The 17,088-nt window shown below is 54.6% G+C and carries 13 protein-coding genes; 11 read left to right on the top strand and 2 right to left on the bottom strand.

The window, feature by feature from the left end; translation table 11 throughout:
* Positions 1-71 precede the first annotated feature (71 nt).
* From L1F30_RS12420 to L1F30_RS12385, 8 genes are all read left to right on the top strand, one after another.
* The gene (locus tag L1F30_RS12420) at positions 72-647 is read left to right on the top strand and encodes a hypothetical protein (protein WP_253356514.1); all 576 of its coding nucleotides are present in this window, start codon (positions 72-74) and stop codon (positions 645-647) included.
* Between the two features lie 13 nt (positions 648-660).
* The gene (locus L1F30_RS12415) at positions 661-1,275 is read left to right on the top strand and encodes a YigZ family protein (RefSeq protein WP_253356513.1); all 615 of its coding nucleotides are present in this window, start codon (positions 661-663) and stop codon (positions 1,273-1,275) included.
* A 211-nt stretch (positions 1,276-1,486) separates the two neighbouring features.
* Complete coding sequence (locus L1F30_RS12410) at positions 1,487-1,849, top strand: hypothetical protein (RefSeq protein ID WP_253356512.1); 363 nt, start codon at positions 1,487-1,489, stop codon at positions 1,847-1,849.
* A 568-nt stretch (positions 1,850-2,417) separates the two neighbouring features.
* Complete coding sequence (locus L1F30_RS12405) at positions 2,418-2,861, top strand: NUDIX hydrolase (RefSeq protein WP_253356511.1); 444 nt, start codon at positions 2,418-2,420, stop codon at positions 2,859-2,861.
* Positions 2,862-3,207: 346 nt separating this feature from the next.
* Positions 3,208-4,614 (top strand): alpha-amylase family protein, encoded by a 1,407-nt coding sequence (locus L1F30_RS12400; RefSeq protein WP_253356510.1) that lies wholly within the window; start codon positions 3,208-3,210, stop codon positions 4,612-4,614.
* Between the two features lie 109 nt (positions 4,615-4,723).
* Positions 4,724-7,216, top strand: coding sequence for an ATP-dependent helicase HrpB (gene hrpB / locus L1F30_RS12395; protein WP_253356508.1), 2,493 nt, complete (start codon positions 4,724-4,726; stop codon positions 7,214-7,216).
* 66 nt (positions 7,217-7,282) lie between these two features.
* Positions 7,283-8,491, top strand: coding sequence for an Nramp family divalent metal transporter (locus tag L1F30_RS12390; protein ID WP_253356507.1), 1,209 nt, complete (start codon positions 7,283-7,285; stop codon positions 8,489-8,491).
* A gap of 86 nt (positions 8,492-8,577) precedes the next feature.
* Complete coding sequence (locus L1F30_RS12385) at positions 8,578-9,633, top strand: GGDEF domain-containing protein (RefSeq protein WP_253356505.1); 1,056 nt, start codon at positions 8,578-8,580, stop codon at positions 9,631-9,633.
* Between the two features lie 40 nt (positions 9,634-9,673).
* Here the strand turns inward: L1F30_RS12385 and L1F30_RS12380 are convergent, their stop codons facing one another.
* Together L1F30_RS12380 and L1F30_RS12375 are read right to left on the bottom strand one after the other, a co-directional pair.
* Positions 9,674-13,402: an ATP-binding protein gene (locus tag L1F30_RS12380; protein WP_253356503.1), complete on the bottom strand. Its 3,729-nt coding sequence runs from the start codon at positions 13,400-13,402 to the stop codon at positions 9,674-9,676.
* A 146-nt stretch (positions 13,403-13,548) separates the two neighbouring features.
* Positions 13,549-15,042: a VCBS repeat-containing protein gene (locus L1F30_RS12375; RefSeq protein ID WP_253356501.1), complete on the bottom strand. Its 1,494-nt coding sequence runs from the start codon at positions 15,040-15,042 to the stop codon at positions 13,549-13,551.
* A 237-nt stretch (positions 15,043-15,279) separates the two neighbouring features.
* Here L1F30_RS12375 and L1F30_RS12370 point away from each other — a divergent pair, with 237 nt between their 5' ends.
* From L1F30_RS12370 to L1F30_RS12360, 3 genes are all read left to right on the top strand, one after another.
* Positions 15,280-16,230, top strand: a complete 951-nt coding sequence (locus L1F30_RS12370) for an SPFH domain-containing protein (protein WP_253356499.1) — start codon at positions 15,280-15,282, stop codon at positions 16,228-16,230.
* A gap of 13 nt (positions 16,231-16,243) precedes the next feature.
* Positions 16,244-16,708: an NfeD family protein gene (locus L1F30_RS12365; protein ID WP_253356497.1), complete on the top strand. Its 465-nt coding sequence runs from the start codon at positions 16,244-16,246 to the stop codon at positions 16,706-16,708.
* Between the two features lie 130 nt (positions 16,709-16,838).
* Positions 16,839-17,087: a VF530 family DNA-binding protein gene (locus L1F30_RS12360; RefSeq protein ID WP_253356495.1), complete on the top strand. Its 249-nt coding sequence runs from the start codon at positions 16,839-16,841 to the stop codon at positions 17,085-17,087.
* The last annotated feature ends 1 nt before the right edge of the window (position 17,088 follow it).

Below are 17,088 nucleotides of genomic sequence, written 5' to 3'. Positions count from 1 at the left end.
GCTGTATATGTGTGTGAAGTTGTTTTTGTGTGACATTCTGTGGTTTTGCAATTTGGGAAAGGCGCACTAGGGTGGCTAAAGGCTTGGGCACACCCGATGCCTGCATGTGGGTAAGCATTGCCAATTGCCCGCCCCAGGCGCGCTACCAAACCATGGCGCAAATAACGCCACTGGCGCCTGGCGAATTACAGGATATTACCGCCAACAGCAGTAATCATTGGCGCAAGTTATTTAACGTCTATGCCAAACTGCTTTACGCACTAAATACCGCAGAGCCCGGCTGGATTGGCGGCGATTACCCGAGCTGGCAAACATTTCGCGATGGTGAATTGCTGCAAGCCGGTGGCCGCCAAGCGCTCTTGTTCGGCGCGCCGCCGGTTGCGGATACAGCGGTCACGCTGATTGCCGGCAAAACTTGGGCCCAGGCATTGGGCCTGGGGGGTAAATTGCAATGGCTGGATGCGCATTTTGCTGTTTACCCCGGCAAGCCCTGGCTGGTATGCCCTTACTTTGATTATCGCCAGTTAACCAACGCGCGCATTGATCAGCTGGTAACTATTGTCAGTGGCTGGGCGCGTGGGCCGATTGGCTGCCGCGCGAAAGCCAATTTGCGTGCGAATTCAAATAAAGACGTAATGAAAAACTAATGCAGGTGATTTTGTGACTGGTGCCTACACAGTGGCGAGCGGCCAGGTGCAGGTGGAGTATGAAATTAAAAAAAGCCGCTTTATCGCGCGGGCAGCGGTTGCGGCCAGCCGCGAACAGGCGCTCGCGCAGTTGGGCGAAGCCAAACACGACTACCCCGATGCGCGCCATCACTGCTGGGCGTATGTTATAGGTGACCCTTACTCGCCAAGCCTGGCAGCTTGCGCCGATGACGGTGAGCCCAGTGGTACTGCAGGTAAGCCCATATTGAATGTGCTGGGCCACAAGCAAGTGGGAGATGTCATGCTGATAGTCATCCGTTATTTTGGTGGCATCAAGTTAGGCGCCGGCGGCTTGGTGCGCGCCTATAGCCAAGCGGCACAACTGGCCATGGCACAACTACCACTCGCAGAAGTTACGCCAAAAACGCAGCTGCACATTGTGGGTGGCTACGCCTTAGAGCAAGCCCTGCGGCATTTCCTGAGCCTGCATCACGGCGAAGTGTTAACCGTTGAATACGGCGCGCATTGCCTGTTTACGGTAGTGCTGCCAGAGGCGCAGCTGGCGTTGCTGCGTGAATGGCTGGGTGCGCAAGACGGGCATATTCAGCCGCCCCCTTTAAACGGTTAAGTTCCCGGTGTGGTTGAGCGTGCGCGGCTAGTGTATAGGCGTATTTACAGGCCATAGTTACTGGCCGATATCAGGTGTAGCCTCGCCGAATGCAGGGCCTGCCGGTAGTGGCTGTTGGCATAATGGCCAGATTGGGGCGCAGGCCCTGTGCCGAGGCATGGTAGGCTTGCTTCACCCCAAATTTTGCAAGTGATAATTTCAGGAGCGTCACATGATTACCTATATCTATTGGTTTGTTTTTATTGCAGCTGCCAGTGGCGTGCTCTATTTGCTGGGCCAGCGCGGCGCCTGGAAGTTCGCCTTCGGGTTGGCTGCCACAATTATGTTGGTGGGTTGGGGCGCTTATTATTTTCACTTTGAACAGGTTTTTGTTAAGCGCTTTGGCGGTGTGATGACCATCAGCATTCCCAAGGGGCAGCGCCATATTGCCACCACCTGGAAAGACGACAACCTCTGGGTGGAAAATTATGATCCAGCCACCAATACCTGTTATTTCTACGAATACTCCAAGGGCAATTTGTTGGAGGGCAAGGTGGTGATTAAAAACTGTAACCCGCTGATGCCACAAAACTAGCCAAGGCTTCACTGCTGTCCCACAAATCTACAGGCATGGAATATGGGGCGGAGTTTGTGACCGTCACCCGCATGGGTTTAAGCGCCCGCTGGCAAAGCATTGCTTTGCGGGCACTTAAACGCTTGCAAACTAGGTTTGCAAGCAGGCCCCGAAGGGCGGGTGTCGAGACTACATGGGTTTGACAAACGTTTGCAAAGCGCAGCTTTGCGTGCCGTCATACGCCAAGAGCTTTGCTCGCAGGCCGGTCCCGAAGGGCATTTACGTCGTGTCACAAACTGCGCCCCAGATTTCATGTCCAGATATCGCTTAGAAACTCTGAGATATAGGTAGTATCAACGTCTGCCTTCCATGGAAACTTAAACTATGGGACAGCAGTGGCCAAGGCTTGGCTGTTCATTTGGGTGCGAAATATATTTTGCGGTGCAGGTTTGATAAACACAGAGGCCATGGCCTTAAGTGGTTTTTGATTGCCGGGGGCTTTACCGTGCTTGGCGCGTTTATCTACAGCGCGGCGGTCACGAACCCTGATCACGCGCTCGGGCCCTGTGCTGCCCATTCCCCAAGTGCTGTGGCTTTACCACCCGCCAATGCAGGTTGCCTGATTGTCCATCAGGGGCGGGTACTGGTAGTTGAGCAGTGGGGAGGTGCGTTGGCGTTTCCCGGTGGCGGTTTTAACGTGGGTGAATCGCCCAGCTGCACGGCCGCGCGCGAAACCTATGAAGAAACCGGTATGGCCGTCATGGTTGAACAATTGCAGCACACCTTCACCAATGGGTTTCAATTGTACCAATGCACTTTGCTGTCGCCGGCGCAAGCCCTGGGCGATGGCATAAACCTGCCCTTCAACATGGAGGTGCGCGCCCTGCATTGGGTTGCGTTTTCAGACAAATATCCACGCAAGGCGTCAAACCTGCAGGCAGATGCATCCGCCTGGCGTTTTCCGGACCAGCACGATTTTCTGCGGGCTTATTTTGCCGCCCGGTTGCCCTCACAGGCAAAAGCTGCCCGGTAATATCCGCGAACCTGCCTTATTAATCTTTGTTTATTTATTTTGCGCCCGTGTTTTTTAGCGGCGCGGGCGTGCGGTATTGCGCTGTACGCCCGTTCCAGTTTGGGGTGCGCTTGTGCCTTTGGCCTGCGGCAATGGCTTTTGGTCTGGCCCGGTTTGGTTTTTCGAGAAGTTTGTCACAGGTTTTTCAGAGTGGCTTAATTGATTGAAAAGTGGCCAGTTTTTAGGTTGGCCTTGTTCACGCCTGGTGGCTGCAGGGTTTGAATACGTATGCATAACTATTGCCGCGCCCCGGTGCTTCTCCTTTACTCAGGCGCGGGTTATCCCAACTCGTAAAAGGAGAATAATAATGAAATGCAATGAAAGCTCTTCGCGCATCAAGCGCGTACTTTGTGTGGGTGCCTTGGCACTTGCGGGTTCACTGCCGGGCCTTGCCAGTGCCGATGTGATCCTCCATGCCTTTAACTGGCACTACAACGATGTCAAAAACAAAGCCAATGAAATTGCCAACATCGGCTACAAAGCGGTATTGGTTGCGCCGCCGCTGAAGTCCTCTGGCTGTGCCTGGTGGTCGCGCTACCAACCGCAAGATTTGCGGGTAATCGACCACTGCCTGGGCAACAAGCAATCCTTTAAAGCCATGGTTGATGCACTCAAGGCGAAAGGCGTGGTGGTATACGCCGATATTGTGTTGAATCACATGGCCAATGAACGCAATGGTGCCACGGATTTCCCCGGCAACAGTACGCTAAATACCTACGCCAACAATCGCAGCTATTGGAACAACCAAAAACTGTTTGGCAATCTGGACTACGGCCTTTTCAGCTCGTGGGATTTCCATGAAGCCAAATGCATTAGCGATTACAACAATGTGTGGCAAGTGCAAAATTGGCGCTTGTGCGGCGCCTACCCGGATAAGGGCTTGCCGGATTTAAACCCCAACAGCTATGTGGTAGATCAGCAGCGTGCCTATTTGCAGGCCTTAAAAAACCTGGGCGTGAAAGGTTTCCGCGTAGATGCCGCCAAGCACATGACCAACTGGCACATCAATCAGGTGTTCACTAGTAGCATCAAAAACGGCATGCATGTTTTTGGTGAAGTCATTACCGGTGGCGGCACGGGCTCGAGTGATTACAAAAACTTTTTGGGCCCCTACCTCAATGAAACTGATCACGATGCCTACGACTTTCCGCTGTTAAATGCCATGCGCAATGCCTTAAAGCCCAGCGGCTGGATGTCGTCATTGGAAAACCCCCAGGGCAGTGGTGATGCCTTACCCGGCCATCGGGCAGTGACCATGCCCATCACCCACGACATACCCACCAACGACGGCTTTCGCTACCTCATCATGAATCACACAGATGAACATCTTGCTTACGCCTATGTGCTGGGCCGTAAAGACGGCGCGCCTATGGTGTTCAGTGATAAAACCGGCACCGATAACAATCGCTGGGTAGATGACTACAAGCAAGGCGACATCAAATCCATGGTGTTCTTCCACAACCGCGTGCGCGGCCAGGGCCAGGCCGGTGTATGGGCCGATCAATGTGTGCTGGCCTTCCGCCGGGGCAAAGAAGGCTTGGTGGGCTTAAACAAATGCGGTGAAGAGCGTTGGATCAAGCTCAATACCGATGGCAACTACTACTGGTACCGCAACTACCGCGATGCACTCAGTGGCGAAACCTTCTCCATAGACAGTTCTGTGAAGTGGGTGCGTATTCCCGGGCGCTCCGCACGCATGTGGTATGCCAACTAGGATTTCAATCAGGGTTTCAATCCAGGTACTTTGTGCTGTTTAACGGGGCGCTTTGGCGCCCCTTTTTAATTCCGGTACACTGGCGGCCAGTTTAGCCAACCAGTGCCCCATGTCTGATTTACCCATTAATGCTGTATTGCCCGAGCTCAAGGCTGCCCTAAACGCACGCCATGAATGTGTATTGGAAGCGCCCCCGGGTGCGGGCAAAACCACGGGTGTGCCTCTGGCCTTGCTTGATGCCCCCTGGCTTGGCACTCAAAAAATACTCATGCTGGAGCCCCGGCGCATTGCCGCGCGCGCGGCCGCTGCACGCATGGCCGATGTATTGGGCGAACCCTTGGGTGCACGCGTAGGCTACAGGGTGCGGCTTGAATCCAAGGTGTCTGCCAGCACCCGAATTGAAGTAGTAACCGAGGGTATTTTAACCCGCATGCTGCAAGACGACCCCGCCCTTGAGGGTGTGGGCATTGTGATTTTTGATGAGTTTCACGAGCGCAGCCTGGATGCAGACTTAGGCCTTGCCTTGGCACTGCAGGCGCGAGAAGTGTATGGCGATTTGCGGGCGGGGCCTCTGAAATTACTGGTGATGTCTGCCACCTTAGACGGGCAGCAAGTGGCGAAGTTGCTAAATGACGCCCCAAGAATTCGCAGCGCGGGCAAAAGTTTTCCTGTAGATATCCGCTATGGCGCGCCTTGGTTGCGTGAGCAGGACGTTGTTGCCCGCACCCAGGCCACCATAGAACAAGCCCTGGCAGATCATGCAGGTAGCCTGTTGGTATTTTTACCGGGCACAGGTGAAATTAAAAAGCTCGCAGGCAACCTGGCCGAGCGCCTGAACCCCAACACCTTATTGGCGCCCTTGTATGGCGATTTAAGCTTAAGCGAGCAGCGCCAGGCCATAGAGCCCGCACCTGCAGGCAAGCGCAAGGTGGTGCTGGCCACCAATATCGCTGAAACCAGTTTAACCATTGAAGGAATTTCGGTGGTGGTGGATGCAGGCCTCTGCCGCGAACCCAGGTTCGACCCGAACACCGGCATGACCCGCCTGCACACCCAACGCATCTCGCGCGCCTCGAGCGACCAGCGCGCGGGTCGCGCCGGGCGCCTTGGGCCCGGGTGTTGTTATCGGTTGTGGAGCGAATCACAACAGCAGGCGCTGGCCGCCCACAGCGGTGCGGAAATAGAGCAGGCTGATCTCGCGCCATTGGCATTGCAGCTGCTGCAATGGGGGGTGGGCTCGCCCTCGGAACTGCGTTGGTTAACGAGCCCTCCGGCGGGTGCATGGGCTGCGGCACTGGAGCTGTTGGCCCAGCTTGGCGGTGCAGAAAAACACCAGCAGCAGTGGCGCCTTACCGCGCACGGCCAGCTTATGGCAGCGCTGCCCATGCACCCGCGCCTTGCACACATGATGGCTCGCGCCAACAACTACCGGTTGTTGCCACTGGCGGCAAAAATGGCCGCAGTGTTAAGTGAGCGCGACCCCTTGGGCCGGGCCCAGTCTGCGGATATCCAGTTGCGGCTAAACCTGTGCGAGCGGCCCGGGCGGCTCGCCAATTTGGCTCAACAATTTTTACAAACCGTCAAAGCAAAATTACCCCAAGTGCAGCCAACCGCTACCATACCCGAGGCGGATGCACCGGGCTTTTTATTGGCGCAGGCCTTTCCCGATCGTCTTGCGCAAAGCCGGTCGGCCAATGGTTTGCACTACCGTTTGGCCAACGGGCGGGCAGGCCAGCTGTTTGAATCAGATCGCTTACGGCAATCGCCCTGGCTTGCGGTTGCAGCCATTGGTGGCGCTGCAAATCGCCAGCAAGATACCATCTTCATGGCCGCAAGCCTTAACCCTGCATTGTTTGATGGCCCCTTGGCCCACTGCGTGAAATCCGATATCACCATGGGGTGGGATGACTCCCGCGAGCGCTTTGTGGGCGAGCGCAACGCGCGCATTGGTGCGCTTATATTAAAAACCCAAATCCTGGCCGTGCCCCAGGGCCAAGAAAAAATTGATGCGCTGTTGGCGTTAGTGCGCAACCGTGGGTTGGGGCTGCTCGACTGGACGGCGCCTGCCAAACAATTGCGCGCACGCGTAAAGCTCGTGGCGGGCACAGAGCCAGGCTGGCCAGATATGAGTGATGCAGGCCTTGGTGAAACACTTGAGCATTGGCTGGCACCCTATCTTGCCGATGTTAAAAACTTGAGCGACTTTAAAAAACTTGATCTTCAAAGCATGTTGCAGAGCCTGTTGGATTGGCCGCAGCAACAGGCGCTAAACCGTTTGGCGCCTACGCACATTGATGTACCTTCGGGGCAAAGCATTGCATTGGATTACACCGCAGAGCCACCGGTACTGGCGGTGAAACTGCAGGCGATGTTCGGCTGCACCGAAACGCCACGCATACTAAACGGGCAAATGCCGGTTACGGTGCACTTGCTATCACCCGCTGGCAGGGCCTTGCAGGTTACACAAGATTTGGGCGCATTCTGGGCCGGCGCCTATGTAGAAGTAAAAAAAGAAATGAAAGGCCGCTACCCGAAACACCCTTGGCCTGATGACCCACTGCAGGCCGTGGCCACCCACAAAACCAAACGTCACTTAAACTAGCGGGAGTGTTTTTGGGGCAGCCCATTTAAATAACGAAAACAGAAAAATAATAGTGCAGAGGCGTGTATGAAAAAAATCACCTTGGGCCCCGGCCTGTTGGTTGCTGCGGCGTTCATTGGGCCGGGCACCCTGGCCACGGCGAGCCAAGCCGGTGCGAGCTTTGGTTTTGCACTGCTGTGGGCGCTTGTTTTTTCCATCGCCGCCACCTGGGTGCTGCAGGAAATGGCTGCGCGGTTAGGTTTGGTGACGCGCCAAGGCCTGGCCGAGGCATTGCGTGCGCATCTGCGCCCTGCGTGGTTAATCAAACCGGCGCTGGTGCTAGTGGTGGCCGCCATTGGGTTGGGTAATGCGGCTTACGAAGCCGGCAACATCATGGGCGCCACCCTCGGCATCAGCGCCTTGGTGCCCGGCGGGCCGGTGCTATGGGCGCTTTTGATTGGCACTTTGGCGGCGCTGTTGTTGTGGACGCATCGTTATCGGCTGCTTGAGCGGGTGTTGGTGACTTTAGTGGTGTTGATGAGCACGGTTTTTGTGGTGACCTTGGCAATGGTTCAGCCCGATTGGGCAAGTATGGCCGCCGGTATTTTGCGCCCGCAGCTGCCAGATGGCAGTGCCATGCTCGCCATCGCGCTTATCGGTACAACCGTTGTGCCCTACAACCTTTTTTTACACGCATCGAGTGTTGCCAATAAATGGCCGGCCCACACGCCGCTGCCCCAGGCCTTAACCCAGGCGCGTTGGGACACAGGCCTGTCTATTTCATTGGGTGGCCTGATTACGCTCGCGATTTTATCCACTGCAGCTGTGGCTTTTTTTCAAACCGGGCACCCGTTCTCGCCAGCCACTATGGCCCAACAACTGGAGCCCCTGCTGGGTGAGGGCGCCCGCTGGTGCTATGGCCTGGGTTTGTTTGCTGCGGGCCTCACCAGCGCAATTGCCGCACCTATGGCTGCAGGGTTTGCGGTATCAGGTGCGCTGGGTTTACAAGGCGCCGCTGCTATTGGCGCCCAGCGCTGGGTGAGCCTGGGGGTGGTGTTGGTGGGCACGGTGTTTGCCGCGCTCGGTACCAAGCCTTTGGTGGCCATCGTATTTGCTCAGGCCTTTAACGGTTTTTTGTTGCCCATAGTGGCCATATTCCTGTTGTACGTGATGAACCAGCGCGCACTTCTGGGCAGTCACGCTAACGGTTGGCTGGCAAATCTGTTGGGCGGCCTGGTGGTGATTTTTGTTACGGGCTTAAGCCTATGGAAGCTGGCCTCGCTGTTGCCTGCCTAGCGCATTGCCGCTTGAGCCGCGGAGCTATAGGCCCACCAACTGCTGCTACACTGCATTCAGCAATTGTGGGAGTGCTTATGCAGGGCATGGGGCGAACCGCAGGCCGCAATAAACCGGGCCTGGAGCTAACAGAGCTTGAATCTAACCGCCGTATTCAGCTGTTCCAGCTGCTGAGTTTCGTGGGTGTTGCCATGCTGTTCGCTTTTGGTTTACTGAGCTTGTCTCAGGGCCTTATGCAGCTTGCCCTGTTACTGATTGGTGTGGCAGTGGTGTGTGTGTTGAATATGGTGTGGTTGCATGTGCAACGCAATTACAATGCCAGCGCCTTCATTCTTGCAAGTTGCGTGACGCTGCTCAACCTTGTGCTGGTGGCCACGGGCGGAGTAAGTGATTCTGGCCTTTTGTGGGTTTACCCCATGGCTGCCATTGTGGTGTTTATTACAGGCTTTCGTGCAGGCTTGTATTTATCGCTATTTACCTTGCTTGCCTGTGTAGTAATTTTGTATTGGCCCAATACGCCCTTGTTGCAGGCGTCTTATGCGCCGGAAATAAAAATCCGTTTTCTAGCATCGCTGTTTAGTTTATTGGTGGCCTGCTTGGGCTGCGAGTTTGTGTATGTGAACTCCCGTGGCAGGGTGCGCGCACTGCACGAATCTGTGCAGCGGGCATCTGTAACCGATGCGCTAACACGGCTGCCTAATCGCCGGTTTGTGAGTGAAAGCTGCATTCGCAGGGGTTTCTTTGATCGCTCTTTTGAAGGCGGCACCTTATTGCTGGCTGACATTGATCACTTCAAAAAAATAAATGACCAGTACGGCCACGAGGCCGGCGATCAGGTGTTGAGCAGTTTCGCCGAGTATCTGGTAACGGTTACCCGCGATGAAGACGTAGTGGTGCGCTGGGGCGGAGAGGAATTTTTACTGTTGCTGCCGGGGTTAAACCTCCAGCGCGCCTGGAATCGGGCTGATGAAATCAGAGAGGGGCTGGGTCAGGTGGCCTTTGATGATTTGTCAGAGCCTGTCACCGTAAGCATTGGCCTGGCCGAAATTCTCCCTCAGATGACCGCCGATTCATTGTTAAGTCTTGCCGATAAAAACCTGTATGGGGCAAAAGCCGCCGGCCGCAATTGCGTAGTGGGTTAGTGTAGCGTGGCCAAAGTTTTAATGCCCGATTGGCGGGTGGTCAGGCTTGTTGGCGTTGCTCGGCAAGGTAAGTTTCAAGCGTAGATTGAGCCGCAGCCATTTCTGTTTTTAATAAATCAACATGTGCTTTTACATCGCGCTGCTCTTTACAAGCAGTTTCCAGATTGCGGGCGGTGTTGTACAGCGATTTAGTACTTATATTACCCGCCACGCCTTTTATTTCATGGGCCAGATGCTGAATGCTTTCAAGGTTGTTGTCTTGCATTTGGGCTTCCATTTTTTCATAGCGTGCCGGCATGTCGCGCACAAACAATTCTACCAGCGACACCAGCCTGTCTTCGCGCTGGCGCACGCGTTTGAGTGCTTCGGCTTTATCCCATACGGGCGCACCTTGTACCGTATCTTCCTTGGCTGATGATGCATCCGGTTTTTCTACTGGCCTATTTTCGGCCGCATCATTGAGCGGTTGTGTGCCAGTGGCCAGGTTGGCTTCCCCTTGGGCAATCTCATTGCCTTTTACCAGCTCTGGCATGCGCCGCTTGTAGCGTTGGCTGTTGGCCATCCAAGTGCTGAGTACCTGCTCAACCACATCAAAATCCAGCGGCTTGGAAATGTAGTCGTTCATGCCGGCGGCGATGCATTGCTCGCGATCGCCCTTCATGGCATTGGCTGTCATGGCAATGATGGGGATGTCCGCATTGAGGCTGCCCGCCTTGCCGTTACGAATAAGCCGCGTTGCGGTGTAGCCATCCATTTCAGGCATTTGGCAATCCATCAGCACCAGATCGAAGGCATCCTGGCGGGGTGTTTCCATGAGGTGATCCAGCGCTTCAGCGCCGTTACCGGCCATGCTCACGTGGTAGCCCATGTCTTCAAGCAGGGTGCGGGCAAGTTCCTGGTTTACGTGGTTGTCTTCCACCAACAGTAGCCTGCCCACGTATTGGTAGGGCTTGTCGAGGTTGTCTGTTTTATCATGGGCACTGACGTTTTCCGGGGTGAGTTCTTTTCCAGAAAGCCCCGTGAGCGGGGTAGATAAATGCAGCACGTTTTGCCAGTGGCCAAGGCTCACTAAATCAGCGCGCGTTGCGTGTGAGCACAGCACCAGTGCGCGGCATTGCCGCAGCTTGCCATCAGCGTGTTGTGCCTCCAGGGCGGTAATGGATTCCGGGCACAATATCAGCCACTGGGGTTCAGGCGAAAAGGATTCGGGAAATTCTTCGGCTGCGGCAATGGTGGCGCCGGTGTGCTGCAGGTAGCGCTCGGTGAGCGCCCGCTGATGGGCATTGCTGTCAACAATCACCAGCCTTTGGCCCTCAAGTTCGGGCCAGGCATCTGCAGCGCGCTGGTTGTTATCGGGCATCTCAATAGGAATGCAGGCGGTAAAGCATGAGCCCTGGCCTGGCTTGCTTGTGACAGTGAGTGAACCACCCAAAAGCTCGCAGAGTTGCTTGGTAATGGCAAGCCCCAAACCCGTGCCGCCGTATTTGCGCGTGGTAGAGGCATCGGCCTGGGTAAAGGCATTGAACAGATTGGGTAGTACACTCTGCTCAATGCCAATGCCGGTATCAGTTACCGCGCATTCAAGCTGGTATTTGCCCGTGCCATTGCTTACCAGGCGCACATCCAGCTGCACGTGGCCTTGTTCGGTAAATTTTATGGCGTTGCCGATGAGGTTGTTCAGAATTTGCAAAATTCTGCTTGGGTCGCTATTGATGAGGGTGTATTCAAGTGCTGTGGCATCCAGGTAGAACGCAATGCCTTTCTCCTGTGCGCGCAGCGAGCTGCTGGCGGCAAACTCAGCCAACAGCTTTACCAAATCAAAATCCAGGTGTTCAAGTGCCAGTTGGCCAGATTCAATTTTTGAGAAATCCAGAATTTCATTGATGATGCCCAAGAGCGATTCTGCACTTCTCAGCGCAAGCTGGGTGTAGTGCGCTTGTTGTTCAGATTGCTCGCCTCTTTGTAACAGGCCCAGCATACCCACCACGCCGTTGAGCGGCGTGCGAATCTCATGGCTCATGCTGGCCAAAAACTCTGACTTAACGCGTGCGGCATTTTCAGCAGACTGGCGGGCTTTATCTTGCTCTTGGTTGATGTCTTCCAGGCGCGCCGCGTAGCGTGCCAATTCGTCGGCTGCCTGGCGCTCGGTGGTGATGTCTGTAATCAAGGCAATATAGCCGTCGTGCCCATGCTCCTGCTGGTTGGTGGTAATCCATTCAACGGCCAGCCATACTTTTTCGTGCTGGGCGTTAAGTACTTCCAGGGCCTGGGTGAAACGCCTTTTGTGCTGCACGTTTTGTAGAAACTCCGCTTCGGCTTCGGTATTTCTAATGCGCAGCAGTGATGCAAAATCAGCGCCTTCAACCGTTTGGTTATCTTCCAACAAAATTTTATGGAAGGCCCGGTTGCTCCACACGATATTGTGTTGATTGTCGAGAATAGTGACGCCATTGGTGGTAGTGCTGGCCACCATAGAGAGCCGTTGTATGTCTCTTGTGCGTCTTTCTACGCGTAGCTCAAGGGTGTCGTTGGCTTCCTGTAATTTGCGTACGCTTTGATCCAGCCGGCTTGCCATGTCGCTGAAAGCTTCAAATAACAATTTGAATTCTTTAATTTGGCTGGGGGTAGATTCTGCTTCCAGAGTGGCATCTTCGGCGCCAATGCGATGGGTGAGCTGGCGCAACTGTAACAGTGGGGCCTCTACAATGCGGCCCAGAATTTGGGAAAGCAAAATAGCCAGCGCCAGCAATACATTGAGCAATACAAAGGCATCCTGCTTTGCGCTTTGCAATTTGGTAACCAGTGTACTTGCGGATTTACCAACATTTATTTTCCAGCCGCCCGCCTGTGTTTGATACACGTACACGCCCTTGTTCCAGCGTTGTATGGCAGATTTCTGGCGGGTGTCTTTATAGAGTGTCAGTTGTTGTTTGTGTTTGAGTGCTACCGCTTCAAAGTGGGCCAAGGGCGGTACGTCACCACGGCTAAAGTACTGATCTTCACGCATCGCTTCAACAAACAGCGCGCCAGTAATTGGCAGGTTGGCAAGGCGTGCCTGAATGTCTTCGCCCGTGGGGGCGTGTTGAGCATCCCCTGCAATCAGATTGCCTACAATAGCCAGTTCGTCGCCAATCTCGCGCTCAAGCAGCTTGCCCGTTTGGTGCTGATTGATGACAACGGGCAGGGCTCCCACTAGCAAGACGATACCCAGCACCAGGTTAAAGGTGAGGTTGCGAATAGTAATAGGGCAGAAGTTCGAGTTTTCCAGCAGTGCCAGGCCACGGCTTCTGGCAAACAAAATCAGCAGGTTGGCACAGAGCAAGTTAAAAATGCCGTTCATGGCCTGCTTGGTGCCAATAAACAGTGACTGATCAAAGCCCAGCTTCAGGAAGTATTGGTAAAACAGCAGTACCAGCGGTATGCCAATAACAAACCAGTAGGCCACATCGGCGAATACCAGGTTCATTTTCGGTCTGTACCTGTAACACAGGCTTAGAAAGGCGATTTCGGCGGTGAAAATGATGATGGCGTAGGGGTGGCTCCACAAAAGCCAAGTGTAGCTGGAAGCGATGGCGGCCACCGCAATGGCTGCGGCCGGGCCCAGAAGTGCCAGTGCCAGCACGCTGGCAATAGAGCCGAAAATGAAATCGATACCAAACAGCAGTGGCAGCGACGTATAGTTACCAAGCCAACCAAGAAGGCTCAGTGCTGCGGTAAGGCCTAGGTAGTTAGGCCATGCAGTGGTGGCGGTGCTGCGTTGTACCGGCATTGAAAATCAGCCTTAATATCCAAACCCGAGATTAAATCAGTTTAGACAAGTGCAGCAGAGCTGCCGCCAATTTCGCACGCCTAGCTGAAAAGCGTGGCACCGTGGGTATTGACGCCCGCATTGATGTGAATTTAGGCGCCAGCTGGCTATTGGGTGATGAGAATTTTCACGGTTTTCAGTTGTTCCGGGGCGTCGAGCTTGCCAAAACTGAGAATCAAATCGGCTTTTTGGTCACCGTTTAGATCTGCCGCGTTCAGCTGGCTGCCATCTTCTGGCAGCAGCGTTTTAAATTTTGCGGGTTTTTTGGCCATGAGGTCGCCCGTGGCAAGGCCGGTATACACCTCCAGTGTTTTTGCGCCCTTGGAGAGCACCAGGTCTTTAATACCGTCGCCTGTGATGTCTGCCAGTAGGGTAACAGCACTGCCAGAGCGCCCGGAGCTCAAGCTGAATTTCAGGGTTACTTGCTCTTGCACAGCGGGTTGTTCACCGTAGTTGCCCTGGGCATCCTGGGCGAAAAGGTACACCTGCTGGTCGATACTGCCTGAAAGTAGCGCGCCAATAACCTGCCCCAGGCCAATGTTAAAGCCCGAGAGCAATATTTCCGGGCGCTCATCGCCCTGAATATCCACAAACTCGAAGTCTGTTAGGGTGCCATCGGCGCGCACCACGGAATCCGGCTGCTCGCTGTAGTACAGCGGCGCGATTTCGCCGGTGCGGCCTAGGTAAATCTCGTAATCGTTTACGCGCTCCAGCACGCCTTGGCTGCGGGTGAAGCGCACCACAAGATCCGGGCGGCCATCGCCGTTGATGTCTTGCACGCGCTCGAGCTTGCGGTAGGTGAGATTGCTTTGATCAAGCCCCTCGCCGCGCTCATCGCGCTGGAACCACCAATCGATACCGCGAATATCCGGCGCAATGGCAACGGCGGGCGCGGGCCTGAAGGTGTGGCTGGCATCGGGGGTAAATACCCGCAGCGCGCCCGGCGCGGGCCAGATAACAGACTGCTGGGTATTGGCACCCAGGGGCGCTGTAAACAAGGCCGGTGGCGTGTAGCGCGCACCCCGGTCATCCATCACCACATTGGCGGTGATGGGTAATGCCTGAATGCGCGGCTTGGCCTGTGCGAGCCCTGTAACTAATTGCACGCTGCTAAAGCCCGGTACAAAAGCGGCCACCGGGTGTGCGGGCGGCAATGCCACCAGAAAACGATCGCGGTAAATAAACGGCGGCTTGGGCTCGCGTATCAGGTGGTTTACCTCCACCAGGTGTTGCACCTGGGCTGTATCTTCATTCAATGCGAGCCGTGCCAGGGCGTGACTTGCTAACAGGTAAAGGGTTTGCTGGGCGCCTGCCTCGGCACTGGAAATATCGTAGGCAAAGTATTGCGCTGGCAGCGCCACTGTGTGGCGCGCCTTGAAGCCTGTTGCCTGCCACTGGTAAACGTGCAGGTAGCGCAGCTCGCCCTGCTGGCTGAACAATAACAGCTCATCTCCGGCCCCGGGTATCACATCGGCGGTGACTGGTGGCTGAATCAAAGGCCCCGGTGTTGGAATCAGGTACTCATCAAAAGATTGCCCCAGTGTTGCCTCTGCCCATAAAAGCAACAGGGTGGCCGTCATCTTCTGGATGTGAGCGTGCATCTTGTTTCCTTTTTGTTATAAGGGCCGCGGGCCTATTGTGCACAGGGTGGCCTGCGCTGACAATTGGGCCTGCAGTTAAATCCGCTGAACAGAGCGGGGCGCTCGTTGGGTGGGGCTGGCCCGAAATCTGCACAGCCGGCAAAAATTTGCCGTATGATAAGCCCTGTTCCGGTGTCGCAATCATTCGACACAAAAAACCGAAAGGATGCCGGGCGAGTAACTTAACAAGGAGTTAGCATGAGCGAAGAATTATTAAATATTATTTTTAACTTTTGGACAGGATTAGCCGTACTGGTTTTCTTTGTACTTAAGTCTGCCATTAAATTTGTGCCGCAAAACCACGCCTATGTGGTTGAGCGCTTTGGCCGCTACCATAAAACCATGGTGGCCGGTTTAAACTGGCTGGTACCTATTTTTGATCGGGTGTCTTACGACCAATCTCTGAAAGAGCACGCCTACGATGTGCCAAGCCAGGCGGCGATTACCAAAGACAACATTTCCCTGGTTGTGGATGGCGTGCTGTATCTGAAAGTGCTGGACCCATACAAGGCTTCTTACGGTGTAGATAACTACGTATACGCCGTAACCCAATTGGCGCAAACCACGATGCGCAGCGAAATTGGTAAAATCGATTTGGATAAAACCTTTGAAGAACGCGAAAGCCTGAACACCAATATTGTTAACTCCATTAACGTAGCCTCCGAGCCTTGGGGTGTGCAGGTGTTGCGCTACGAAATTAAGGATATTGAGCCGCCGCGTACCATTCTGGAGGCCATGGAGCGCCAGATGAAAGCCGAGCGTGAAAAACGCGCCACTATTTTGGAATCTGAAGGTCATCGCCAATCTGCCATTAACGTGGCCGAAGGCGATAAGCGTGCGCAGGTACTGGCAGCCGAGGCCGATAAAGAAGAGCAAATTTTGCGCGCCGAAGGTGAGGCCAAGGCGATCATTGCGGTGGCAGATGCAAAAGCCACCGCACTGGATACCGTAGGGCGCGTAGCGGCAACTGCCGAGGGCCAAAAGGCCATTCAGCTGGACTTGGCCGACAAAGCCATTGAGGCCAAGCGCGCCATTGCCAAAGATTCAACTGTAGTGCTGTTGCCCGATGATCGCAGCAGTGCAGCTAACGTGGTAGCAGAAGCCATGACCATTATTGGCACCTTGAATACCAACAAGTCTGCAGGCTGAACGGAGGCCAATTATGGTTGAGTACATTAATCAGCATCAAACAGAATTCTGGTTGGCGGCAGGTTTTGCGCTTTTGGTGCTGGAAATTCTGTTAAGTTTTGCCGCCGGCGTGTTTATTTTTGCAGGCCTTGGCGCGCTGATTACCGGTGCGCTTATGTATTTTGGCGTATTGCCAGAAACCTGGATTGCCGGAATATCCAGCGCGGGTATTGCCGCCGGTCTTTCGGCACTCGCACTGTGGCAGCCGCTGCGCAATTTGCAGGGCGATAAGCCCATCGAAAAAGACAACAGCAGCGACTTGGTAGGCCATGAATTTGTGGTTGAGCAAGATCTTGCTCCAGGCGCGCCGGGCCAGTTGCAGTTTTCAGGTATTCAATGGCGGGTGGAACTGGTACCCGGTGTCGATGCCGTTGCCAAAGGCACACGGGTGGTTGTGGTGTCTGTGGAGGTGGGTGTTTTTAAGGTGCGCCCGGCTTAGTAATTTGTGGGTTTCATTAAGGCGCCTGGCCGTGGCGCCTTTTTTATTCACTCCAAATATTTTTAGTGATGCGCTAAGATTCTTCCGAGAGAAAATTCCAGCTAAAAGATTTAAATGACAGGGGTGGGCAATGAGCCAAAAAAATAATCCGCTGCACGGGGTTACCCTGGCGGCTATGCTGGAACGGCTACAAGCCCACTATGGTTGGGAAGGCTTGGCCCAGCGCATAGATGTTAATTGTTTTAAATCTAACCCCTCGCACAAATCCAGCCTCAAATTCTTACGCCGCACCGAGTGGGCCAGAGCAAAAATAGAGGCGCTGTATATCGCTACCTTTCACACCGACAACCCCTGGGTGGCTGACGCGCCGAAAGGCTAGC

Origin of the sequence: Simiduia sp. 21SJ11W-1, assembly GCF_024138675.1 — a bacterium.
In the GTDB taxonomy this organism is placed as follows: Bacteria; Pseudomonadota; Gammaproteobacteria; order Pseudomonadales; family Cellvibrionaceae; genus Simiduia.
Note: the sequence above shows the minus strand (reverse complement) of the source record. Positions and strands in the feature narration are given on the sequence as shown.